Source organism: Streptomyces sp. NBC_01707, assembly GCF_041438805.1.
In the GTDB taxonomy this organism is placed as follows: Bacteria; Actinomycetota; Actinomycetes; order Streptomycetales; family Streptomycetaceae; genus Streptomyces.
On sequence record NZ_CP109190.1, the window covers coordinates 3,343,489 to 3,365,629 of the forward strand.

Genomic DNA, 22,141 nt, shown 5'->3' on the forward strand with positions numbered 1-22,141 from the left:
TCACGTCAGTCGTTCGTTCTCGTAGGCGTCAGCGGACTCGGCCGTCTGTTGCCGTAGGGCGTCCTCGGCGCACACCTTGTGTGCGGGTGACCTCTGGGAGTCGCGGAGGTTCGTCAGGTCCCCGCAGTAGCGGCATGGCAGTTGGTGACCCGACCAGTGCGCGGGCGCCCCCCAGTTGAGGAGCCCGGTCGGTGGCGGGTCAGGCCGCGGCGCTCGCCGACGCGGGGGCACCGGTGGCCTCCTCCGGCCTGGGCCATTCCATGCGGGCGGGGGTGGTCTTACGGGCGGAGCGCAGGATCGCGCGCCGCTCCCGCTCGTCCAGCCCGCCCCACACCCCGAAGGGCTCGGCACGCTCCAGGGCGTCGATCTGGCACCGGGTGGAAACCGGGCAGCTGCGGCAGTAGTCCTTTGCCTCCTTGGTGAGGAGGGCGACCGTGAGCTCGTCGCCCTCGGGGAAGAACAGGACGGGGTCGGCGTCGCGGCACGCGGCCGTACGGTCCCAGTGCGCAGGGCGGGGCAGGTTGTCGGGCCAGTAACGGCTAGGACGAGGCATCAGCGCTCTCCTTCGTCGTCGTGTCCGGGCAGCGCCGGGCAGGTATCCGTGGACACGCCCGGACACGTGTCCGTGCAGGTCAGTGCTGTGTTCGCGGCCGGGTCCGGCCCGGTGTCCGCGGTTGTCCGCCGTGTCCGGCCGTCCCGATGACGGCCGGTGGGCCGCAGCCGCCACCAGGTGGCGACTACGGCCAGTCCGAGGAACCACGGGCCCCACGCGTGCGCCGTGATCACGGCGGTGATCACCATGTCCGCGACGACGAGGAAGGGGTCAGGGGCGCTCATCACTCAGTCCCGCGTCGAGCCGCCACCGGGTGACCGTCCGGGCCGCGACACCGAGCCGCAGGGCGATCTCCTCGCCGCCCACGCCGGCTTGGGTCATCGCCACTGCGGCGTAGCGCTGCTCGTCCTCGGTCAGCTCCGGCACCGGGAGCGCACCGCGTATGAACCGCTCCACGGCGATGAGGTCCACATCCCGGTGCCATGTGGCACCGGCCGGTGGGTCCATCCGGCCCCGCACTCGCGGGCGCTCTTCCTTCGAGAGCCGTTCCTCGCGCAGGACGCGGTCCTCAAGGTGGGCACCGGCCACACACCGGGGGTAGCCGCACACGGGGCCGGACTTGCCCTCTGCGTCGCGGCCGTGGTGGACACGGAACGCGTACCGGTACGCGGTCTCTGCCGCCCTCCCCAGGCGCAGCACCGGTGTGCCATGCTCGGACAGTGGCCCCGACCACTCCAGGTGCCCGTCGTCGACAGCCAGCGTGCGGGCGGCGAACGCCTCCGCCCACGAATCCCCCGAGCCGCGACGACCACGCGGGTACACGGGCACGCCTTCCTTCGCGCGCACCCGGCGCACCCGCTCCGGAGCGACCCCCAACTCGCGGGCGACCGCAAGGTTGGACACAGTGCCATCCAGCGCGGCAGCGATCTCATCGGCACTGATCACCGGGTCACCTCCGGCCAGTTCACCTTGTCCAGCCGGTCACGCTGCGCCTTCGGCAGCTCCACGGTCGAGATGCCAAGGTGGTCCAGTCCGGCCACCCACAACCACCAGGCGTCGCACTGGTTGTCGTCCAGGAACTCCCGGCCGGCCCGCTTGTACGCGGCCATGGCCATCGGCACCTTGTCCCCGCTGCCCTTGCCGGTCGCGTACGCCTTGAGCGTCGCGGCCGTCACAAGGGCATACGGGGCACCGGCCTCGATCAGCACGGCCCGGACCACGCCGTGAACCATGCTGATCGGCTTGGCCGCGAAGCTGTTCTGCGGAATGTCCTCCATCACGACCAGGTCAGGAGCAGGACCCAGACCGAGGTGTTCACCGCCGACCGCCATGCGTGCCGCCTCCGCGATCTGCAGGAGGCGCCGGTCGCCGTCGGACGTCCGGGTCTTGACCGTCGTAGTGCTGCCGTCGCGGTAGCAGATGCCGGACGCGGTCAGGGACAGGTCGAAGGCCACCACGGACGGCAGCGGCTTCACGGCCTCCGGCTCAAACAGCGGGAACGTCTCCATCACGCATCACCGCCCACAGAGGCGCCGTCCACGCGCCCCTGCTGCCCGAGGAAACGGTCCAGGTCGAAGGGCATGGCCAGCTTGAGGCCGGGCCACTCCAGCCGCTCCCCGCTTGTGTCCTCGTTACCGGGCGGGTTGTCCAGGTCCAGCTCCGTGAGGAACGCCCAGCCGACCAGTTCGGCGGGCGCCATCCCGGAGGCCTCGAGGAACGGGCGCGCGCCGGTCAGGAACGCACGGCGCGGCGACCAGGCGGTCACCCGCACCCACACGTGCGCCGTCTCGTCGTCAAAGCAGTCCATCCGTGCGCCGTCCAGGTCGACGGCGATCACGCGCGCAATGGTCCAACCCCTAGACATCGGCTGCCTCCACGCTGGGCGCCGGAGCCTCGGCCTCGTCGCGGTCCTCGACCAGCGGGATGTCCTGCGCCATCCAGGACGACGGCAGCGGCGGGGCGAGCTCGATCTCCGTCAGCACGATGTCGTCGGCCTGCTTGGTACGGCAGTTGGCCTTGGCCTCCAGGAACCGGCCGGGCAGCTCCTCCGGGGTCAGCTTTGTCGCGGTGGTCAGCTGGTCCAGGAGCACCGTCACCCCGTCCGTCAGGCTCCACCCGACGACGATCACGCGGGCCGTGCGCGCTTTGACGTCGACCGTCTCCACTTCCACGGGCGTGGTGAACCGCGGTTCGTCCCGGGCGGCGAGGTACGTGGCGCCCAGCTCGGTGATGGCCGGGACGTTCTCCACGAATCCCACGTACCGGCGCATCATCAGCGGAGCCAGCTGCTCGCTGTGCTCGACCATGTCCACCCCGGCCGCGACCGCCCGCAGGGCCGCTTCGACGTCCACTTCCAGCGGGCGAGAGCTGGTGGCGTGCATCGTCACGCGGAGCTTCCCGGCCCGCCACGAGGCCGTGCCGTGCGTGGTCTCCGAGGAGCACGGGCAGCCGCGCACGTTGTCGCGGCTGTCCTCGTGGGTGAGGCCGAAGCACTCCACGATGACCGTTGCGCCCTTCTCGCACAGGGCGGCCGTGCAGCACCCGCAGTCGGGGCAGTCCGCCTGTGCCGGGCGGACGTGCTCCGGCTCGAACGACTCGGTCATGGTCACTGGTTCTCCAGGGGTGTTGTGGCCGCAGTGCCAGCAGGTCCGGGAGCCGTCCGCGTGGATCGCGTGAGGCCGGTGGCGCTGTTCACTCGGGCAGAGGTAGAAGTCGACGGCGTCGACTTCGCCCAGCTCTTCGAGCTCGGCGAAGTCCGCACGGTCGGGAAAGTCGTCCAGGGGCCCGGGCGGAACGGCCAGGGCCGGGGCGGGCGCCACGTGGTGCGCACTGCGCCAGATCCGGAAGGTCGGGGACATCAGGTGAGCCGCAGCCGACACCAGCGCGGCACTGCACACCGTCAGGCCCAGGCCGATCAGGTACGGGTCACTCACAGGGACACACCCGCCGGCGGTGCAGGGACGAGCGGCCAGTCCAGCCGGACAGACGCGGCCAGCTCCTGCTTGCCGTCGGTCCGGGCGAAGTGGTCCCGCAGCCCCTCGGCTTGCTCACGGGCCCAATGCACCTGCTGTTCGTGGAGGTCGGCGAGGTCGAGGCGCTTCAGCCACGGGTGCCGGTTGGCGAGCTTCCACGCCACCGCGCAGGCGGCGACCGCGTCGGCCTCCGCCGTGTGCGCCTCATTGAGCTGCACCACGTAGTGGCGGCACAGGTCCGTCAACGTCCGGCCACCGCGCCGGAACCGGTCGACCTTCTTGTCCAGGACCCTCGGGTCGATCACACGCGGCGCCGCCCGGTCGAACAGCGGACGGATGCCGTACCGGCGGGCCTCCCGGTCCAACAGGGTCAGGTCGAACTGGGCGTTCATCGCGACGATGGGCAGGCCGGCGTCGACATCCTCAGCCAGCGCGTCAGTGATCTCCGCAATGACGACCGGGGCCGGGCGGCCCGCAGAGCGGGCCGCCTCGGTGTCGATACCGTGCACTGCTGTGGCCTCGGCCGGGATCTCGACGCCTCCGGCATCGGAGAGCCAGGACCGGGCCGTGCTCGGCTGGCCCCCGCCGAAGCGGACGACGCAGCCGGTCACGATGCGGGCGTTCTCTGGATCAACGCCCGTCGTTTCGAGATCGAAGCCGCACAGGGGGCGGCGGTGCCAACTCATGCGGCACGCCTCCGCGCGGCACGTCCAGCGGCACGGTCCTTCTTCGGCTTGGACCGGCCACGCCGTGCCGTGCCCAGCTTCACCGGCAGCGGCCTCACGGTCGCCACCTGGGACGCCTCGGCGTGCTCGGAAGCGCGCTCCGCATCGGCAAGGAGATGCATCTCCTCGACCGGGGCGTGCACGACCTGAACCTGACCGGCGTCCCCGGCCTCGTCGGCCTTGAGCAGGGCGACCAGCTCCGCCGACATCGGGACGACCTTGTGCAGGCGGCGCAGCCCCGACTTCTTCCACATCGCGTCGAAATCCGTGTGCCAGAACGAATCGTTCGCCCCGGACTCCTGCGCCCGCTGGTACGCCTGGCTGTACTCGTCGCGGATCGCCTCCGCGTCCTCCCGCGTCAGGATCACGACCTGCGAGCGGGCCCCCGACGCCATCCAGCAGAACGCGTACGCGAGGATCGCCTCACCCCGGTCCTTCTTCGGGAGGGTCAGCGCCGGCCGATGGGTGAAATCAAGCGGGGCCGGGGCGGTCGGCTCAAAGTTCCACTCGTCGCCCTCGTGGATCATCCCGACGTGGACCGAGCCGACCCGGCCCGACCGGTACATCAGCTCGACGTAGCCCTGAGCCATCGGCACGAACACGGCTTGCTTGCCCTCGCGCCGGATGACCGCGTGGCGGCCGTCCGGGATCAGGCCGAACCGGGCGCAGGTCAGGAGCGCCTGCAACAGGGACGCCGGGGTGCAGCGGACCAGGCCCGGCAGGGCGGCCCGCACAGCGGCCAGGAACGCCCCGGTGTCGATGTGCGACGGCAGAGCCCGGGTGAACTCGTTGCCGTACCGCTCCAGCCAGTTCAGTGCGACGTCGGCGATGTCGCCGCCCTCGGCCTGCGCCGACGTGTGCAGCTGCTCCGGCGTCGACGGCTTCGCATCCTCGGCGAGACCGAACACGGTCGCCTCGGCGGTCGGCTGCTCGGTGGTGGCCGCGCGCACACGGTCCTTCAGGGTGGACAGAGACATGTTCAGATTCCCTTCGCGGGGACGAGGAGGCGGCGGGCGCGAAAGGCGGCGTACGTGTCGGGCTCTTCGGCCTTCAACCGTTCGACGTCGAGGGCGGGCGCCATGTGCGTGTACTTCGCGGCCAGGTCGGGGTGCGCCTCGGCGAACTGCTTCGACGCGAAGGTGCCGTTGCCCTTCCACGTCCAGGCCGGCTTGCCGCCTGCCTTGGCGACCTCGTTCTCGGCGGTGAGCAGCTTCATCTCGTTCTCGACGAGCCGCAGTTCGTCTTTGATGGCCTTCTCGCGCGCCTTGACGTCGGCGTGCCTGGCGCGCAGCTCCTTGGCCTTCGACGCGTCGATCTCGGCGATGGTCTCGGCCTTCACGGACCAGAGCTTTGCCAGGAGGTCGGTGGTCGCCTCAAGGCCGTCAGCCGGGGGCTCGAACCCCTCGACGACGTGGCGCTGAAACCACTTCCCGCAGTAGTCGACGAGGTACTCGCACATCTCCTCGTCGCGCTCCAGGCGGAGCCACTTCAACTTGTTGCCGCCGACGAGCGCGGCCACGAAACCGTGGTCCCAGCCGCCGACAGCCATGCCCCAGTGGCACTGAATCGCGGGGGCGTCGGGGACAGCCCCGTCCTCCCACTGGTCCGCCTGATACTCCGAGCGATTTTTGCATTCCAGCAGGCCAGAGGCCGGGCCCGGCCGCTCGAACGTGTAGCGGTCGACATTCACCCGCTGCCACGGCCGGTCGACGTGCACTAGAGTGCCGGGCGCCTCCGCAGTCTCGACGCCCGACCGCTTCGTGAACATGTGGGCAATAAAGTCTTCGATCTCAATGCCGATTTCCGCAGCCTCGTTGCCCTTGAACGTCGACCGGCCGTGCTTCTCCTCGAAGACGTGGCGCGGGCCGGTGTACTTGCCGCCCAGCCCGAGGATTCCGGCAACGTCCGAACCGCCGATACCGGCACGTCGGACCTCCAGCCACTCCTCCCGGGAGGCGTCGGCGGGCAGCAGCAGGCGCGCGGTGGGCGCGTCGGCCAGGTGCGAGACCGAGCCGGGGACATCGGTCAGCGCGGGCGTCATGGTGGTCATCGCGCGGTACTTCCGTTCTTGGCGAGACGAGTACGGACGCGGCAGGCGTCGCACTGGCAGCGAGAGGCGTGGGACAGGGCGGTCCTACGGCGGACACCGGCCATGGCCTCGATCTGGGCGGCCAGGAGGAGCGGGTCCTCGGTGCTCCACGCGGAGGTCTCCAGGTCGGCTGTGCCGTCGGTGACGACCGCCTCGAGGAAGTGCACGAGCCGCAGGAACCGGTCGGGGTTCTCGGACGAGGCGACGCGCAGGAAAGCCGTGTCGGCCGTGCTGGGAATGGCGACCATCACTGGACACCGCCCTCGACCACGGGACCCGACAGGGCGTGCAGGAAGTCAGCAGCCTGCTTCGCCGACATGTGGCCGTTCCGCGAGCGGAGTTCAGCGCGGATGCGATCGGCATCCTCGCTGTGGCCGTGCACGTCGAGCATTCGCGCGGCCTGCTGGGCGTGCATGCCGCGCGACTTTTTGACGGCGGTGAGGATCAGGCCGGCCGGGCTGTCCTTGGCCGGATGGCTGAGAGCCGGGACGGGCGCCGGGACGAGCGGGAGGAGTACCTCCCGGGACTCCTCCAACACCGCTTCGTACATGTCGACGTGGCCGCATTTGTTTGCCCACCGGTCGGCGACGTACCAGTCCCCGTCGTGGTGGAAGCGGTGAGGGATGACGGTGTCGAAGCCGCGGGGGCCACCGCACTGCGGGCACCGGGTGGAGACGGTCACGGTGATGATGCCGACTCCGCTGTATCCGGGGCCGTCGCCGTCGTGGCGGATGCGGACGCTCATGCGGTCCGGCAGGACGGGGACCGGCTCGTCACCGGCGACATACCGCACCCACAGGGCCGTGCCGTCGGTGTGCCGTGCGGCGTACGCCTCGTATGCACCGGCCGGTTCGTAGGCGGGCATCATCTCCGCGATCGGGACCCGACGCGCGACGGTCTTGGCGCTCGAACTGCTGGGGTAGAGGGCGGCCATCACCCAATGACCGCGTTCCTCGCGGGCCAGGGCGGTAGCCGAGGCGTGGTCGGGATGCACCCGGTAGACGCTGCGGGACTTCACGACTGGTCACCTCCACGCGGCCGGGACACCCGGGCGAGCTCGGCGCACTGGCGGCAGCCGGCCGCCTGGTGGGGCTCTTCCACCGGCGCGGTCGCCGTGCGGTGCGCGACGATCGAGGCGGGCAAAAGGACGACGGCCGCGATCACGGCTGCCAGGACGAGTTCGCTCATCGGGCACCCCCGGCGGCGGTCTGCCGGGGCAGGGTGGCCAGCGCGCTGCGCGTCCTCAGCTGGGACAGGTAACGTAGCGGCCCGCACAGAGGGCAGGTCTTCGGGTTGTGATCACAGCTAAAGTTCCTACTCACGGTTCCTCGATTTCGTTCGAGTGGTTGAGGTTCCGGCGACGCTGGGGGCGGCGACTAAGGCCCGGTATGGCCCGTCGCCCCGGCGGCGTCGCCTACGAGACAGCGGCGCTGCGACGCGACCCCGAGGGCCGAATCCCACGGAGGGCGCGGACGCGCTCCGGCTCCGGCTCCGCCCTCATCTCTTGGCCTTCGTCGGCCGAGAGGAGTTCGAGCACGCCGACGGGCAGGACGGTGAACATGGCCTGGATGAGCGCGAGTTCGCAGTCGCAGAACACCGGGGACTGCCCGAACTTCTGGTGAGGCAGGCGGCTGATGTTGTCCTCCAGCCACCGCCGGTTGCAGCCCAACTTCTCGGCGGCCCGGTCGTAGTCGAAGTTCCGGACGCTCGCGCAGCGGCAGTAGGCGCGGCGCGTCATGCCGCTACCTCGGTGCGCTGGGCCCGGGCGACGGTGCCGAGCTGGAGGCCGCTCACGCCGCCTCGCTCTGGTGGACCAGGTCGTCGAGGCTGATCTCGTACGCCTCGCTCAGAGCAACCAGCGTCGACAGGCTCGGCGTGGTGCGGCCGGCGATTAGGCGCCACATCGTCGAGTTCTTGACTCCGATGCGCTGGGCGATGCCGCTGGGTGTCTTCTGTCCGGCCGCCGTCGCCGCCTTAAGGAGCAGGTCGGTTCGAAGGAGCAACACAGAAGCACCTCCCTTCGGTGTGCATGCATGCACGTTTGCTTGCATGCATGCACCATAGCACTTGCATGCGCGCAAGCACTCCCCCGAAGGTCCGGTTCCACTTGTGCTTTTAGAGTGGACGTACGCCCGCGCACCACCACAACGGCCTGCATAATCAAGACCAAGCTGGGTTGACCTGCGCAAATGCATGCATGCAAGCCCCTATCGGCGTGCTTGCATGCACGCTAAAGTCCCCCGCATGGACACCCCCGCCTCAGCAGCCGCCCAGGCCTTCGCCCGCTTCCTGACGGAAGCCGCAGCCAAGGCCGGCTACGACGTCACCTCCGGTGCGGGCGGTCGCAAGCGGCTCGCCGCAGACAGCGGCATGAGCGCGTCCGCCATCAGTCGCACCCTCGACGGCAAGACCCTCCCTCGCCCCTCCCAGATGGAAGGGCTCGCGAAGGCGGTGAACGTAGATATCCAAACGATGCTCGTCCGAGGCAACGTCATTTCGGGTGAATCCTGGAATGATCCGAATGAACCGCATGTACGCTCGGCATCTCTAACCCCTGAGGACGCAGCAGACAGTTGGGGCATCACTGACCCCATGATTCGCAAGATGCTCATCAGCAACATCCAGCAGGCGATCCGCCTGCAACGGGAGGCTGAGACCGAGGGGGGCGCTGCATCGAGGGGGTAATACGTGCTCGTCCAGAGGCGCCGATTCACCGGCCAACTCGTCGTCATTGCGACCACTTTGGGGACGTCAATCTACGGCGGCAGCGTCGGGATTTCTGGCCTTCGCCATGGCAACTGGATCCGCGCCGTAGGCGGAACCACGGTGCTCACCATCGGGGCCATCTTCAGCGCCGTCCTCCTGATCCGCGGCTGGCTGGTCCGGCACAGCGCGTCCATGCGCAGTGACCTTGAGACCCTGGCCACCGAACGACGCGCCGTGGAAGACACCGCGCGCCTCGTCGAACGGCAGACCGCGACCAATCAGCTGCGCATCGAGAGCATCCAGAAACGACTGGACGACACCCTCGACGAACTGAGCCGCGAACGAGGCCAGCGCATAGCCGTCCAACGCGAACTGCGCGAACTGACCGAGGAACACAACCTCCTCATCCAGGAGACGCTGCAGGCCGGCGCCGACCGCTTCGTTCGCCGGTCCAAGGCCCGCGGCGACACCCAGACTCCCACCAGACAGCGCGCCCGGATCCCGAACACGGCAGCCCGCGGGGACCACGACCGCGTCTGACAACGTGTTGAGTGAATCGATTCGCCCGGCCTTCGGTAGGGCGCACCCTCCCCTCATGCGCACACAAAAAGGGCCCCGGACGTCGGGGCCCCTTTCGTTGCCTTAGGCCACTAGGTCCTGTACTTGGTGATCTAGCAACGGTCGAACGCTGTGCTATTCATGGGCAGGTGACGGCTTCCAAAACATCCAGCAGGCCCTTCGACGCGGTCCTGTGCGACCTCGACAACGTGATCCGCTTCTACGACATGGCTCCGCTGGCCGAGTTGGAACGCGGCGTGGGACTTGCCGAGGGCACCACCGCAGAGGTGGCCTAGGCCGGCCTAGGCCCCTGAAGTGGACCTGCCGATCCTCCTCGGCAAGATCACTAAGGAGGCATGGGTGGACTCCATCGCGTCGGCGCTGTCCGACCAGATACCGCTGAGGCATGCCCGCGACCTGGGAATGGCGCTTGCCGATGCTCCGTTCCGGGCCGACGACGTGGTGGTGGCCATGCTGCGCCGGGTGCGGGGACATGTGCCCCTGGTCCTGGTGACCAACGCGACCCTGGAGCTGGAGCGTGACCTTGAGTCGATGGGGCTGGCGGATTTCGCGGACCACGTCGTCAGCAGTGCCCGAGTGGGAGTGGCCAAGCCTGACCAGGTGATCTACGAGATCGCAGCTGAGCGGGCCGGAGTCGCCGCCCACCGGTGCCTGTTCGTGGACGACCGCTGGGAGAACGTCGAGACCGCCGTCTCGCTCGGGATGACCGGCGTGCACTACCAGGGGCCTGCCGACCTCCAGAAGGGACTTTCTACCCGGCGATTGAGAAGCCCCTCTCCTTCGGCGCCGGCCCAGGGGCTGTTCGGGGTGCGATCATGTGGCGGGGCGAAGGCTGCGGATCCAGATGATCGAACCCCGCAACTGAAGCCCGGCCAGGTAGCTGTCCGGCATCTTGTCGTAACGAGTGGCCACGCCACGCTTCATCTTGTTGATCAGCCGTTCCACAGTGTTGCGCTCTCGGTAGAGATCCGCGTCATGGGAGACCGGACGCCCGCCCCGGTTCCTCGTTTCCTGCGGTTCGCAGCCTGATCGATCTTCTCCGGAATCACTACGCCCGTCGGCGACCGCTGTTCCCCGTGGTTTCCCGTCCAATCGGGCCCGGATGGGGCACGGCGTCGGGGGCTGCTGCTCGGGGGTGATCGATCGTGCCGCATGATGTCCGGCATGTCACTGACCTTTGGCCCGGACCGGCAGACCCGCGAGTTCCAGTGTGACTGCTGCCAAGCTCCGATCGAACGGGCGTGGAACTTCATCCACGCTGACGGTGCCGCGTACGCCGTCTACTTCGCGAACTGCTACCACCACAAGGACAAGGATCACGATGCGTGGATAGACGTGATCTTCGGGACCTGGGGCGCTGGAGCTGAACAGTGGGGCGATCACGTCTCGTTCGCCTGCCGGGTCGGTCCAGTGGCTGGGCAGAACACGCCGGCTTCGACCTTGGTGACTGCCGGGCTCGCGCACCCCGACGGTCCACTGTTCGGCACCAAGCTCGATCGTGAGGCTGCTCTCCATCACCCGAGATTGTCGGAGTTCTGGGACGTATCCGACTTCATCCTGGAGCACGACCCGCTCGTACGCGCCCACGTCTACGGGCGCTGACACACGAAGCTGGCTAGGCTCTATGGCCAGGCCAAACCAGCGGGGCACGGTCCATCGATTCAACGGACACGGGTACGGGCCGCTCAAACGTGGGGTGGGGTGGATGAACGCAGTTGAGCGCGAGCGCTGGGAGATGTGGGCCGAAGGCGGCGTGGGGCCAATACGGTTCGGCATGTCTCCAGCCGAGGTCGCCGAGGCACTGCTGGCCTCCGAGCCGGAGGCTCGGGTTGGCGGCCCCTACGGGCAGGAAGACTTCCCGGGCGGGGTGAAGGTGTTCTACGCCGCGGGCAAGCTTGTATGCGTGGCGCTGGATGCGGTCACCGGTCCGCAGTTCTTCCTGGCAGGCTTCCCACTGGCCGGCCGCGATCCAGCGCAGGGCCACCAGTTCCTGCTGGACCACGCCGCCGAGAACGGGAACTGGGTGCTCTACACCCCTGACGGTTCGCTCGCCCTGACCGATCTCGGACTGCTCCTGCGCTCGCAACAGGTCGGGGAAGCGCTCCTAACGCGCCCGCTCTTCGTGAAGGAGGAGTGGTTCGAGTCGCAGTACTACCGCGACCACCTTCCGTTGGAAGATGCCCCGGGCTGGGTGCCCGAGTACCCATTCCCCGCCGTGCCCTAACGGGACAACAGCCCGTCAAGTGCCCGTGCGGCATCTGACTAGGAGTTCGATCCACCCGCTGCCTGTCGGGCTCCACCCGTGCACACCCGGGCCGTTCGCGACCGCTGAACGCTGCGGCTGTCCATAGTCGTTGATATCAAAGCTGGATGTCAGCGGAACAGCTCCGGCATTGGGCAGACTTCCAACGGTTCATCCGGTTCGGTCGGCCCATTTCCCCCACGCATGGCGACTGGTGCACTTCCACAGCGCACGGCACGTCCGTTTACCGTCGTCCTCCCGCACACAGAGCACGAATCCGCCGAACTGCATGGCTTGGCTGCGCTCAGGGCAGGCTGGGGCGTCGGTCATGCTGCGCACCTTAACGGAGCGCGAGGACGCCAAGCTCTGAGCTTTGGAATCCCCGATCTTCCACTCGCTCACAGGTGTCTGACCAGCGTATATGGGTGCCAGGGTGACCTCTGGGGCTCCCCGTGGCACCCGCCGTTGACCGCCGTTCCCCGTCCTACCTGGCACGCTCGATGTGGCCAAGGGTTGCCTCAGCGAATAGTCCCCTCGGAGATCTGCCGGGCCAGCTCGTCGACCACTTGCGGCACCATCGGGCTAGCCCCTTCCTCCTCCAAGGCGAGGACCAAGGCTTGCCGGACCGTTGCGTACGGCTGCCCGGCGTGCGTCGCCCGCGTACGGTCGATGCCTCGTTCCATCTTCTTCAGGAACGCTGACACCGCTGGCATGGCCTTCTCGTACTCGCTCGCCTCCGCCGTCATGGTCAGAGTCGATCAAAGGCGCAGGCCTCCGTCAACCAGGCCAGAGCTACCAACGTTGGCCGCGCACGCTTTCCAAGTCTCTTGAGGTCACACGGGCCTGTATACGAGGCTGTTCACCTGCGCTCGCGTATGGTCAGCGACTAAGCCAGTACCGACTCCCGGCCTGCCCTGAACCCGCGTGAGCTGTGCTGACTGAGACGGGGCATCCGATAGAACGCGTAGAGGCCGAGCTGTTCACCGACGGCGGTAACGACGCGGTGCTCCGCCTCCCGGGGCGTCGCTTCCCCGGAGTCCTGATCCAGGGCGACACACTTAGCGTTCTCCAGGCCGACGTGGCCGAGCTCGCCGAACTGTGCTCCGCCGGTGACCTGGAGGAGGCTCGAAATGCGGCGAGCCTCCTCCACGCTGAGCTGCGGGCCAAGCTGGAGCGTTATACCGCTGCGCTCGAAGCCCACGAGATCACGCGGCCCTTCTGATCCGTAGCTCTAGCGCGATGAGTCAGCGGGGGTCATACCGGCCGCTGGGCGGGCCCGGAGGGACGCTACCGTGCGGGGGCGGTTACTAGGGTTGCGGTACCTGGCTGCCGCACCGCACGATCCAAACGGGGTGACCATGGAACGGCATGTGCTGGAATCGCTGTTGATCGGTGATGACGAGGCGTCCGTGATAGCTCTGGCCGCCCTCCTCAGCGGCGCCCCCTACTCGGTGGAGGAACGGGTACGACCCACTGGTGCGCATGCCGGAGTCTTCAGTCGCCGACTTCAGCGCATGCGGATGCGCGGATTCGAACCTCCTGGCCTGGAGCGAGCAGTGCAGCTCATCAGGGAATATGGCCGGCCTGTGCGCACAGCGCTGATCGATCCTGACAATCGGACACGGTTCACCCTGCTCTTCCTCACCGAGGACGGCAGCGCACTCGTGGCCTGCGCTAGCTGGCCACTGCCGCTGGTTGCCAGGAAGCCACCCCTTTAGGAGCGAGGTTGGTCCGCGTCCGCGGCTGACCTGCAGGATCCCAGTCCTGCCCGCAGCTGGCCTAATACTCCAGCCGTAGATCGCTGGTGCGCCGGCCGACCGACCGCGCCTACGGGTGCGTGTCCGTGATCGCGATGACCTCATCGAGGCGGTCCAGGGCGGCCTGCAGGTCGTCGACCTTGGCCTGGATACGGTCGCGCTCGGCGCGCAGCATGGCTCGTTGCTCGGCGTCGGTGTGCCCGGAGTCCCAGCACGGAAGGAGTTCGGTGATCCTTCGGCTGGTGAGGCCGGCGGCGAACATCTGCTGGAAGAAGCGCACCAGGGTGACGGCGTCCTGCCGGTAGAGGCGCTGGCCGGATGGGCTGCGCTCCGCGATGAGCAGTCCCTGCTGCTCGTAGTAGCGCACGGCGCGTACCGAGACGCCGGCGCCCCGCGCCACCTCGCCGATGCGGATCAGCCGCTCGGCCGCGGCCTGCGTGACGGTCATGGTGATTCCTCTCACCCCGGTCCTGACGACCAGCACTTGCCTCTGACGTCAACGTCAGGTTTTAGCGTACCGGACATGGATATCAACAACTCAGTTGCCCTTGTCACCGGAGCCAACCGCGGCCTGGGCCGCGCCTTCGCCCAGCGCCTGCTCGAACGGGGCGCCCGCAAGGTCTACGCGACGGCCCGCCGACCGGAGACCGTGGACCTGCCCGGGGTCGAGGTGCTGCGCCTCGACATCGCCGATCCTGCATCCGTGAGGGCCGCCGCCGAGGCCGCCCCGGACGCCTCGCTACTCATCAACAACGCGGGAATCAGTACGGGGACCGACCTGGTGACCGGTTCGCTGGACGCGGTGCGGCACGAGCTGGAGACCAACATGTTCGGCCACCTGGGAATGATCCGGGAGTTCGCGCCGGCACTCGCCAGGAACGGCGGGGGCGCGATCGTCAACGTCCTCTCCGCCATGTCGTGGTTCGGTGTTAAGGGCGCCAATGCCTACCACCTGACCAAGGCCGCCGCCTGGGCCATGACCAACGGCGTCCGCCTGGAGCTCGCCGAGCAGGGCACGCTCGTCACAGCGGTACACCTCGGCCTGGCCGACACCGACATGTCCGCGGGCTGGCCCGTGGACAAGATCGCTCCGTCGGACCTGGCCGACGCGGCGCTCGACGGTGTCGAGGCGGGCTCCGCCGAGGTCCTCGCCGACCAGTGGAGTCGGGACGTCAAGTCCCGGCTGCCGCGGACGCCGGAAGAGTTCAACGCCGCGATGGACCGCGCCCTGGCGGCGCTAACGGCGACCTGAGGGGCCCTCGAGCCACGCTGGCTTCGGTCGGTTGCTTCTGAGGTCGGTCAATTGATACTCCACCCGCAGTTGTGGATCTTCATGTTGTGACTTCGCGTCGGCGGTAGTGGCAGTCGCGGGGGCGCGCCTGGGGGCGGCGACGCCATAGGGACCAGCGCAGGCGATGGTCGCGTTGGTCGTTCGGCGATGCGGCGGGCAGGGCGAATAGTCGCTGTATTTCGTTGCAGGTGAGGGCGATGAGTCCGGTGGGGGCCGGGTGTTCGCGATGCTCGTCGGCGCGGATGACGGCCAGGAAGGCGTGGGCGAGCATCGCGAGGGTCACCCAGCGCAGCCAGGGGGTGTGGCGGCGGACCTGGTGCTCGTCCAGGCCGGCGAGGCCCTTGCTGGCCTGGAAGGTCTCCTCGATCCTCCAGCGGGTTCCGGCGACGCTGGCCAGGGCGGGCAGCGGTACTGGCCGCGGGCTGAAGCAGCGGTAGTAGGCCACCTCGCCGGTGGTGTGGTTGCGGCGGATCAGCAGCTGGCAGGTGCCCGCCGAGTGGGTGGGGATCAGGCCGACGGTGGCCCAGTCGTAACGGTGCGGGCCTTTTGCGCCGGTGCCTGCGGACAGTTGCTGCCAGCCGCGTCGGGGCACCTTGCGCATCAGCACGTCGACACGGAACTTGCCAGCAGGGGTGTGTACTTCGGTGCGGCAGGAGACGGCCATGACGTATCCCGTCCCGTGCGTAGCGATCATCGACAGTAGGGCCGGGTTGCCGCCGTAGCCCTCGTCGCCGGTGACCCAGCCGGCCGTGTGACCGCCGGCCCAGAACCTCTCGAGCATCGCGGCGGCGAGCTGCGTCTTGGTGGCGAAACGCACCTCGTCGGGGTCCAGGCCCGCCCTGCGGCACCGCTCGGGATCGTCGGTCCATGCCCTGGGCAGGTACAACTCACGGTCGACGGCGGCGTGCCCGCGCGGGGTGGCATGGACAAGATAGACCGCGACCTGGGAGTTCTCGATCCGCCCGGCGGTGCCGGTGTACTGGCGCTGCACCCCGACGGTCGCGTTCCCCTTCTTCACGTCGCCAGTCTCGTCGACGACGAGGACGGCCTGCTCGGCGCCGAGGTGATCGACGACGTACTCGCGCAGATCATCGTGGACTGCGTCCGCGTCCCACTTGGCCCGCTCCAACAGATGCTGCATGCCATCCGGCGTGGCCTCACCGGCCCACTCAGCGATCGTCGAGCAGTTCTTGCGGGGCAGATTGGCCAGCAGTCCGCGAACGAACTTCCCCACCCGACGCCGGGGTTCAGAACGGGCGAACCGCCCGGCTATGCGCTCCATCAGCCCCTCGAACTCCTCGTCCCAACGGGCAGGGCCTACGCTGTGACCTGCGGCCACCGTCTGATCTTCTGTCTTCACACACGATGATCACCGGTGGCCGCACCCGTCGGCACCGCCTCACCCTCCAAGATCCACAACTACGGCTGGAGTACTAAGCAACCGTTAGGCCCCCGGAGTTCCCCGTTGTTCCCCCCTCGTTCTGGCACGCTCGTGGCACGCCGTGAATTTGATTATGCGGTCGGCGGAGTCTGATTCGCGGTGATGTCAGGGTCCGAGGCAGTCTTGGCACTCGCCCGCTGCGCCGTTTCTCGCCCGTACCGGGTCGCCGACAACGTGAGCCCCGAGGCCAAGAGAAACCGGGTGATCGCGTTGTCTTCGACGGTCACAAAGATCAAGAGCGGCAGTATCGGTATCACCAGGTGCCAGCCTGGATGGTTCTGCCACTTCGGCTCGCGCTTCATGTCGCCCCTTCGTCTGCGGCACCCTAGCGCGCGGGCGTTGTAGCGACTTTGGCCGGGAGTTTCAATGCCCCAGTCAAGTACCCTCGCGCTCGGATCCTGGAGCACAGTTTGGAAGATCGCGTATGTGGATCGGGGCTGACCTGGCAGGCCGCTGACCTGGCACTCCGTGGACAATTCCCCGTTGTTCCCCGTTGTTCCCCTTTGGCGCCCGTGGAAAGCTGCCCGATCGGGCACGCGGAGGGCACGAGTCACTCGTAGATGCGAGCGGCGTCAAGCGCCCGGGCGAAGAACGTCCAGTCGCCCTCTGGGGGCATCTCCTGCCCGAAGTTGGCGTACCACCCCGGAGAGTCCGTGATCCAGGCTCCCAGGGCCTCCAGGAACCCGTCCAGCGTGGGGTTCTCCCACTCCTCGCCGTCCTGCGCATAGTCGTCGCGAAGACGCTCCACGAAGGCGGCGAGGGCTTCCCGGCCGGCTATGTGATCGTCGGCATCGATGTGGGCGTCCATGCGACGCACCGTACAGCGCCCATCCGTTGCGGCCGGTTGCGGTGTTGCGAGCGGGGGAGCAGGACGGCGAAGCACCACGGGATCCTTGCCGAGCCCTGGAGACCCCCTGGATGCGAACACCGGCTGACCGGTCGCTGAGGTCTCCTGGGCTGCTCAGGCAGCCGGTGGTGCTATTACGGTCGGTGGTGGTCGGCATGGTTGCTGTACTTCCGTGTTGTACCGCATGGCCACGGTGACTAGCAGAACTGCGGTGGGCCGATGACGGTCTGGCCAACCTGCTTAGCCAACCACGAGGCATGCCGCTCGCTATACCCGTTGTTGCTCCGGTCGCGGACGTGGACAAGGACCGTGTGCCCGTCGGACCACTCGTCCATCTCGCGGGTGGCGGCGTTGAACAGCACGGTGACTTCGGCGTGCTTGTAATCCGCGTAGAGCCCATGCTCTGGAACTTCCGGCCATCCGAAGAAATACCAGCGAATCTCTGCCATGTACGTGCTGGCGACCGCTGTGAAGGTGTCCTCAATGCTCCCTACGGGTTGATCAAGCATCGAAGCCCACAGCGGCAGGTGCGTGGTCAGGAAGGCGGCGTCCACGGACAACTGCGGCCCATGAACCCCAGCGTGCAGCCCAGTCGGGTCGCTTTCATCCCGAACCCAGTCGTCGACGTCCTCTTTCCTGAACCACGCGTCGGGCATTGTCCTCAGGATGAGCAGGACATCTTCAACTCTGGGGAGCTCAACATCCACGTCCACCTTCGCGTGCTCCAGGTCACCCACGCCGAGCAACTGACGGGCCACGCGCAGGGCGAGTGCGGGATCGGGAGTGCGGAAGACGGGGTACGCGACGTCATTGGACATGCGCGCACCCTGCCACAACGATCAGCAGCCGAAGATCGATTTTTCTGCCGGGATGAGAGCGGCACTGTTCCGGCGCGGTCGGTGGAACGGCTTTGGGCTGGAGCTGCTTTGGGGCGAGTGATCATGGCCCCGTAAGCTCATCGCGAGTCGGGCAGTCTGTGGACCTGCCCGTTAAAGCACGACGTTGGGGCCATGATCTTCGAGGCTCGCCCCAAAGTGGCTGCCTAAAGCCGTGGAGCCGGCCGCCCCCGCCGATGGGCAACGACCGTGGAAGCGGGTCCGTCGACATTGCACCGTCGCCGCGATCCGGCCTTAGTCGAAGCACAACGCGTCGTTGACCTGCACGTATGGCGTCACCTCATGCCCCTGTGATCACGTGTTTTCGCCCTTCTGCGGGCGCGGGCGGTCGCCGGCGCGCGCCCCCACTGGCGTAGACATGGTGGAGGGCGTGCGGCGGCGGCCGACCGGCGCCGCCGCGCTCTGCTCTGCGCGGCCTTCAATCCTCTGGATTGATCCTTCTGGACTTGGATCTACTTCGTTGTCCTGGTGGTTCTTGGGGTTTCTGGGGTTCCGCCCTGCACTGTGTCCGGCGAGATCAGCCGGCGCTCTTCCCTCTCCCAGGCCAGATCGCGGCGGCGGTGTGATGCCGGCGCGCACGCGTCACCATGGGCGTGATCACTTCAGGCGGAGCCGGTGTCGGCCTCCGAGGTGTGTCTACGAGCCCCCGGGCCGGCGAGCGAAGCGAGCCTCTTGATGAAGTAGAGAAACTCTTACCGCGCCAGGGGGCTGTCCTGTCTCCGTTGACTGCCTCTGCATGCTGCGTACACCTGGGAGAACGATCACTCTGGCAGGATGCGGATATGGGGAACACATGTGCCTGGCCCGTGTTGCGGACCACGGACCTGGCTGAGGCATTGACCCTCGCCGACAGGTTGCTGTCCGTCGCTTCCTGGCACGAGCCGAGCGACTGCTACTTGGATGCTTGGGCGCGCACTGATGATGATCTGCGGCGTCTGACAGAGGCCCTGCCGGGCGTGAGGGCTAGGTCGTACGGGGAAGGCGGTGCTGGCCTACCTGTGAGCCTGAGCCTGAGCGCCCTCTCAGTCACTCCTGGCTGTGCGGCTCTGCGTCCCGGCCGGTCGGTCCGTTCAGCGCCTTGACGTGTTGCATGTGCGTCAGGGTGCGGACCAGCCGGACTGCGAGAACGGCGCAGACGACGTCGAGGAGGTCGCTGAGCATGACAAGGCCGAGACCCACGTTCGTCTGGCCGATTGATTCGGCCGTGTCGTAGACCGCGCCGCCGGCCAGGGCGACGAAGCCCCCGGCGAGCCAGAAGCCCCACCAGAGGTTGATCAGGCCATGCCCCGGCCGGTTGGGCGCGTACGGTCCCACGGGACGGCTCGCGTCCCAGATATCGAGGGTGATCCGCCGCGGGAACCACAAGTTGACGACCGGGATAAGCCAACTCCAGCCGGTCCAGCTGCGGCCTCGTCGGTGAGTGCCCGGTGCGAAGACTTCGGCGTTGTCGCGCAGGCGGTAGAGCCAGCACACGTAGACGATTCCGGTGGAAAGGTAGAGCAGGCTCTGAAGCAGGCCGGAGAGGTCGTAGTAGAACTGCCTGTTCTCGACGCCGGGGAACGTCCCCAGGGCCGTCGCGGAGCGCGGCATGCCGCGCAGCAGGTCGTACAGATAGCCACCCGAGGCGATAGACAGTATGTCCGTGACGATCACGGTGAAGAGCAGAAGGGAAGTGGCCACCCCCAGCCCGACTGGTGAACGCAGCACCGCGAAGGAGGCGGGCGAAGTGGGCGCGTGCGTTGAGTTCGAGTTCACAGTCCGACCAGCGCCTCCACCATCCCAGACGTCACTCCCCTAGCCACTCCAGGCCTCCCGCCAAGGACTCCGGACGGCACGTCACATCACAACAGGGCCAACGTTGCCTGCTACGGCACTAGTTTGGAAAACGAGTGACACGGATGCGGCCTGAGCTCGGGAGCGTCTGGCCTGGGCCTTAGCGTCACTGTGGCCGTCACGCCCCGTGACTCCCCGCCGCTTCCCGCTGGATCAGGCACGCGGCGGGCACAGAGCCTCTTCGTACCGAACTATCGGCAGGGCGGGCGCTGGGGATCCCTGGGGTCTTCGCTGCCGGTCAGCCGACCCGACAACATCGATCACGACCCCGAACAGGCCCTAGGAGACCGGCTGCGACCCTTCCTGGGCCGTCCCTGCCCCAGGGTTGAGGGAGCAGATCCGGAGCGCGTCCGCGCGGGCCTCGGCGAACGTTTCTCGGACGGAGTCCTCATCCCTCCCCCAGGCTCGAGCAACTGTCTGCGCCTGCGGGCCAATACGCCGCTCGACGGCGGGGCGCGAAAGCTCTTCCGTGTAGAGGTCCTCGAAGTCCCAGCGCCACGAGCCGCGCAGTTTCGCCGCGCTCGGATTCGTGACGACCTCGGACCCGTCCGGGGCGTACACGGCTGGCCCCGCCTCCCACACCCAGGCACGCCGCGGCGTCTGCGAACGCACGGACTTCAGCGCGCTGTCCGCACTGGCCCCATCGCCGAAGGTGCCGATCCACCCGTCGCTCGTCATCCTCTCGACGTGCACCGAGCCACCGTGCTCGCGCACCCAGCGCTCAGCCGTCCCCTCGGCGTCGTCCAAATCCCAGAAGCCGATCCGCTGCGCACCGATGTGCGCGACGTGCACCGCCCGACCACCGTCACGCTCGGGGCCGTTCTCCTGCGACGCCGCACGAGCGGGCGGCGTGAAGCCCATGACCCGATCGATCGTCACCAGGGCGGCCGTGTGCGCCGTCTCCAGCAGGTGCCCGTACGTGTCGGAGGTCGTCGTGATCGACTCGTGCCCCAGGCGCCGCTGCACGTACGTCAAGCTGTGCCTGTCCGACAGCAGCGCCGCAACGTGCGAGTGCCTCAGGTCATGGATTGTGGGGAACTTCCACTGCGGCAGCACCCCTCGCTTCTTGGCCTCAGCGACCCCTGCCATCCACCGGTCGTAGAACGTCGAGTAAGGGAGCCGGCCGCCGCTGCCGTCGTGGAAGATCAGGTCGTCCTTCCCCAGCCCGGCGACGCCATGGTCGAGAAGCTCTTGCCAGAGTCCGGCCGTGATCTCGACCGTCCGTCGCCCCGCCTTCGACTTCGGCGGTCCGAGACACCATTCCTCGCCCGGCACCCGCTTCCACGCCCGGGTGACGCGCAGCTCGTACTCGCCGGGCCGGGGATTGCGGGCATGCCGCGCCGCGAGCGCGCTGATCTCGCCCCACCGTAGTCCGCTCCCGTACGCCGTCCGCACGAGCATCCGATCACTGGGGCGAGGGAAGCACTCGACGAGACCGGCGATCTCTTCAGGAGTCATGAACTCCATGTCGTCGCTCGACTCGTCGTCGCCGATGCCCCAATCGTCATTGCTGGGGAGCCGGGTCAGGTCACACGGGTTGCGGTCTCGAAGCGGCGGCTCGGCAACTACGGCTTCCTTCAGGACTGACGACAGCAGCCCATGCAGACCCCGCAGCGTCTCCGGCGACATGTCCTTTGTCTTCGACCCGCGCTTGACCTTCGTCTTCAGCATCTTGTTGACCCACGCTCCGACCGTCGCCTTGCTGAAATGCTCGGCAGATCGGATGTCGCAGTTGCCGAAGGACGGGAACATGTACATCTCCAGCGCACGAATGCGCTGTTGCTTGTACCGCTTGCTCGCGGTGCGATTCTCGACGGACTCAACTGCCCAGCGGTCGAAGCGATAACGCAGCTCATCCGCAGCTGCCGGGTCGATGTAGCCCTTGCCCTTCACCCAGCCAGGGGGCCAGTGCTGCCTGGCCTCGTCAACCGCGTCCCTAAAGACCTTCGCCGAGTCCTCATCGTCGAAGCGTTCGGTCTGTTGCTCACCAGTCCTCACACCCCCTTCGCGCCACCGCACCTGGTAGCTGGAGACCTCCCCAGCCCTGTTCCTACGCGCAACAAGGTTCGCCATGAGCGGAGGGTAACCGCTCGTGCTCCCACGGTGCTCCCATTACCCCATCTGAACCGGCCAAGATCCGACTATCGAAGCAGCTCAAGGTGCAGATACGCAGGAACGGCCGGAGCCCCCGCACAGTGGGCTCCGGCCGT

The 22,141-nt window shown here is 67.8% G+C and carries 29 protein-coding genes and 2 pseudogenes; 9 read left to right on the forward strand and 22 right to left on the reverse strand.

All coding sequences use genetic code 11. The features are described from left to right. Positions 1–199: 199 nt before the first annotated feature. The 14 genes from OG963_RS14920 to OG963_RS14985 all read right to left on the reverse strand — a co-directional run bounded on the left by OG963_RS14920 (position 200) and on the right by OG963_RS14985 (position 8,345). Positions 200–553: a WhiB family transcriptional regulator gene (locus tag OG963_RS14920; protein ID WP_371799115.1), complete on the reverse strand. Its 354-nt coding sequence runs from the start codon at positions 551–553 to the stop codon at positions 200–202. After that, positions 553–837, reverse strand: a complete 285-nt coding sequence (locus OG963_RS14925) for a hypothetical protein (protein WP_371799116.1) — start codon at positions 835–837, stop codon at positions 553–555. The genes OG963_RS14920 and OG963_RS14925 overlap by 1 nt, the downstream gene beginning before the upstream one ends. Next, positions 824–1,498: a hypothetical protein gene (locus OG963_RS14930; RefSeq protein WP_371799117.1), complete on the reverse strand. Its 675-nt coding sequence runs from the start codon at positions 1,496–1,498 to the stop codon at positions 824–826. Before OG963_RS14930 ends, OG963_RS14925 begins: the two co-directional genes overlap by 14 nt. After that, complete coding sequence (locus OG963_RS14935) at positions 1,495–2,061, reverse strand: Holliday junction endonuclease (RefSeq protein ID WP_327421877.1); 567 nt, start codon at positions 2,059–2,061, stop codon at positions 1,495–1,497. The genes OG963_RS14930 and OG963_RS14935 overlap by 4 nt, the downstream gene beginning before the upstream one ends. Beyond that, positions 2,061–2,390 (reverse strand): hypothetical protein, encoded by a 330-nt coding sequence (locus OG963_RS14940; RefSeq protein ID WP_371799118.1) that lies wholly within the window; start codon positions 2,388–2,390, stop codon positions 2,061–2,063. Before OG963_RS14940 ends, OG963_RS14935 begins: the two co-directional genes overlap by 1 nt. A 19-nt stretch (positions 2,391–2,409) precedes the next feature. Further along, a complete protein-coding gene (locus tag OG963_RS14945; protein ID WP_371799119.1) occupies positions 2,410–3,486 on the reverse strand; it encodes a hypothetical protein in 1,077 nt (358 codons plus the stop codon). Further along, on the reverse strand, positions 3,483–4,211 hold the full coding sequence (locus OG963_RS14950) for an exonuclease domain-containing protein (RefSeq protein WP_371799120.1): 729 nt from the start codon (positions 4,209–4,211) through the stop codon (positions 3,483–3,485). Before OG963_RS14950 ends, OG963_RS14945 begins: the two co-directional genes overlap by 4 nt. Next, entirely contained in the window at positions 4,208–5,227 is a 1,020-nt protein-coding gene (locus OG963_RS14955) for a recombinase RecT (RefSeq protein ID WP_371799121.1), read from the reverse strand. The genes OG963_RS14950 and OG963_RS14955 overlap by 4 nt, the downstream gene beginning before the upstream one ends. Positions 5,228–5,229: 2 nt before the next feature. Next, on the reverse strand, positions 5,230–6,300 hold the full coding sequence (locus tag OG963_RS14960) for a YqaJ viral recombinase family protein (protein ID WP_371799122.1): 1,071 nt from the start codon (positions 6,298–6,300) through the stop codon (positions 5,230–5,232). Then, the gene (locus OG963_RS14965; RefSeq protein ID WP_371799123.1) at positions 6,297–6,587 is read right to left on the reverse strand and encodes a hypothetical protein; all 291 of its coding nucleotides are present in this window, start codon (positions 6,585–6,587) and stop codon (positions 6,297–6,299) included. The genes OG963_RS14960 and OG963_RS14965 overlap by 4 nt, the downstream gene beginning before the upstream one ends. Continuing rightward, positions 6,587–7,357, reverse strand: a complete 771-nt coding sequence (locus tag OG963_RS14970; RefSeq protein WP_371799124.1) for a hypothetical protein — start codon at positions 7,355–7,357, stop codon at positions 6,587–6,589. The genes OG963_RS14965 and OG963_RS14970 overlap by 1 nt, the downstream gene beginning before the upstream one ends. Next, entirely contained in the window at positions 7,354–7,527 is a 174-nt protein-coding gene (locus OG963_RS14975) for a hypothetical protein (protein ID WP_371799125.1), read from the reverse strand. The genes OG963_RS14970 and OG963_RS14975 overlap by 4 nt, the downstream gene beginning before the upstream one ends. 226 nt (positions 7,528–7,753) lie before the next feature. Continuing rightward, positions 7,754–8,077: a hypothetical protein gene (locus tag OG963_RS14980; RefSeq protein ID WP_371799126.1), complete on the reverse strand. Its 324-nt coding sequence runs from the start codon at positions 8,075–8,077 to the stop codon at positions 7,754–7,756. 52 nt (positions 8,078–8,129) lie between these two features. After that, positions 8,130–8,345, reverse strand: a complete 216-nt coding sequence (locus tag OG963_RS14985) for a helix-turn-helix transcriptional regulator (RefSeq protein WP_327421890.1) — start codon at positions 8,343–8,345, stop codon at positions 8,130–8,132. A 238-nt stretch (positions 8,346–8,583) separates the two neighbouring features. Between OG963_RS14985 and OG963_RS14990 the strand changes: the two genes are divergently transcribed. The 4 genes and pseudogenes from OG963_RS14990 to OG963_RS15005 all read left to right on the forward strand — a co-directional run. Next, on the forward strand, positions 8,584–9,024 hold the full coding sequence (locus OG963_RS14990; protein WP_371799127.1) for an XRE family transcriptional regulator: 441 nt from the start codon (positions 8,584–8,586) through the stop codon (positions 9,022–9,024). Between the two features lie 141 nt (positions 9,025–9,165). Next, complete coding sequence (locus OG963_RS14995; RefSeq protein ID WP_371799128.1) at positions 9,166–9,585, forward strand: hypothetical protein; 420 nt, start codon at positions 9,166–9,168, stop codon at positions 9,583–9,585. A 167-nt stretch (positions 9,586–9,752) separates the two neighbouring features. Next, complete coding sequence (locus OG963_RS15000; protein ID WP_371799129.1) at positions 9,753–9,899, forward strand: hypothetical protein; 147 nt, start codon at positions 9,753–9,755, stop codon at positions 9,897–9,899. A 175-nt stretch (positions 9,900–10,074) separates the two neighbouring features. After that, a pseudogene (locus OG963_RS15005) lies at positions 10,075–10,284 on the forward strand (HAD family hydrolase); the annotation flags it as partial. Positions 10,285–10,437: 153 nt separating this feature from the next. Here OG963_RS15005 and OG963_RS15010 read toward each other — a convergent pair. Further along, positions 10,438–10,676 (reverse strand): annotated as a pseudogene (locus tag OG963_RS15010) (IS5/IS1182 family transposase); the annotation flags it as partial. 112 nt (positions 10,677–10,788) lie between these two features. Here OG963_RS15010 and OG963_RS15015 point away from each other — a divergent pair. Both OG963_RS15015 and OG963_RS15020 read left to right on the forward strand, forming a co-directional pair. After that, positions 10,789–11,226: a hypothetical protein gene (locus tag OG963_RS15015; RefSeq protein ID WP_371799130.1), complete on the forward strand. Its 438-nt coding sequence runs from the start codon at positions 10,789–10,791 to the stop codon at positions 11,224–11,226. Between the two features lie 103 nt (positions 11,227–11,329). Further along, positions 11,330–11,848, forward strand: coding sequence for a hypothetical protein (locus tag OG963_RS15020; RefSeq protein ID WP_371799131.1), 519 nt, complete (start codon positions 11,330–11,332; stop codon positions 11,846–11,848). A 536-nt stretch (positions 11,849–12,384) separates the two neighbouring features. Here OG963_RS15020 and OG963_RS15025 read toward each other — a convergent pair. Next, entirely contained in the window at positions 12,385–12,612 is a 228-nt protein-coding gene (locus OG963_RS15025; RefSeq protein WP_371799132.1) for a hypothetical protein, read from the reverse strand. A gap of 185 nt (positions 12,613–12,797) precedes the next feature. Here OG963_RS15025 and OG963_RS15030 point away from each other — a divergent pair, with 185 nt between their 5' ends. Then, on the forward strand, positions 12,798–13,088 hold the full coding sequence (locus OG963_RS15030) for a hypothetical protein (protein WP_371799133.1): 291 nt from the start codon (positions 12,798–12,800) through the stop codon (positions 13,086–13,088). A gap of 136 nt (positions 13,089–13,224) precedes the next feature. Then, positions 13,225–13,584 carry a hypothetical protein gene (locus tag OG963_RS15035; RefSeq protein ID WP_371799134.1) on the forward strand — a complete coding sequence of 120 codons (360 nt, stop codon included), beginning with the start codon at positions 13,225–13,227 and terminating at the stop codon, positions 13,582–13,584. Positions 13,585–13,693: 109 nt separating this feature from the next. On the opposite strand, the gene OG963_RS15040 is transcribed toward OG963_RS15035, so the two are convergent. Further along, positions 13,694–14,071, reverse strand: a complete 378-nt coding sequence (locus OG963_RS15040; RefSeq protein WP_326623315.1) for a MerR family transcriptional regulator — start codon at positions 14,069–14,071, stop codon at positions 13,694–13,696. A 75-nt stretch (positions 14,072–14,146) separates the two neighbouring features. On the opposite strand from OG963_RS15040, the gene OG963_RS15045 reads away from it, so the two are divergent. After that, positions 14,147–14,875, forward strand: a complete 729-nt coding sequence (locus tag OG963_RS15045) for an SDR family oxidoreductase (RefSeq protein ID WP_371799135.1) — start codon at positions 14,147–14,149, stop codon at positions 14,873–14,875. Between the two features lie 79 nt (positions 14,876–14,954). Here OG963_RS15045 and OG963_RS15050 read toward each other — a convergent pair whose 3' ends face one another. The 5 genes from OG963_RS15050 to OG963_RS15070 form a co-directional block, all read right to left on the reverse strand. Further along, positions 14,955–16,196, reverse strand: a complete 1,242-nt coding sequence (locus tag OG963_RS15050) for an IS701 family transposase (protein ID WP_371800298.1) — start codon at positions 16,194–16,196, stop codon at positions 14,955–14,957. A gap of 709 nt (positions 16,197–16,905) precedes the next feature. Further along, on the reverse strand, positions 16,906–17,163 hold the full coding sequence (locus OG963_RS15055; RefSeq protein WP_371799136.1) for a hypothetical protein: 258 nt from the start codon (positions 17,161–17,163) through the stop codon (positions 16,906–16,908). 236 nt (positions 17,164–17,399) lie between these two features. After that, complete coding sequence (locus tag OG963_RS15060; protein ID WP_371799137.1) at positions 17,400–18,020, reverse strand: hypothetical protein; 621 nt, start codon at positions 18,018–18,020, stop codon at positions 17,400–17,402. Positions 18,021–19,124: 1,104 nt separating this feature from the next. After that, on the reverse strand, positions 19,125–19,853 hold the full coding sequence (locus OG963_RS15065) for a DUF4328 domain-containing protein (protein ID WP_371799138.1): 729 nt from the start codon (positions 19,851–19,853) through the stop codon (positions 19,125–19,127). Between the two features lie 357 nt (positions 19,854–20,210). Next, positions 20,211–22,004 carry a tyrosine-type recombinase/integrase gene (locus tag OG963_RS15070; protein ID WP_371799139.1) on the reverse strand — a complete coding sequence of 598 codons (1,794 nt, stop codon included), beginning with the start codon at positions 22,002–22,004 and terminating at the stop codon, positions 20,211–20,213. Positions 22,005–22,141 lie beyond the last annotated feature (137 nt).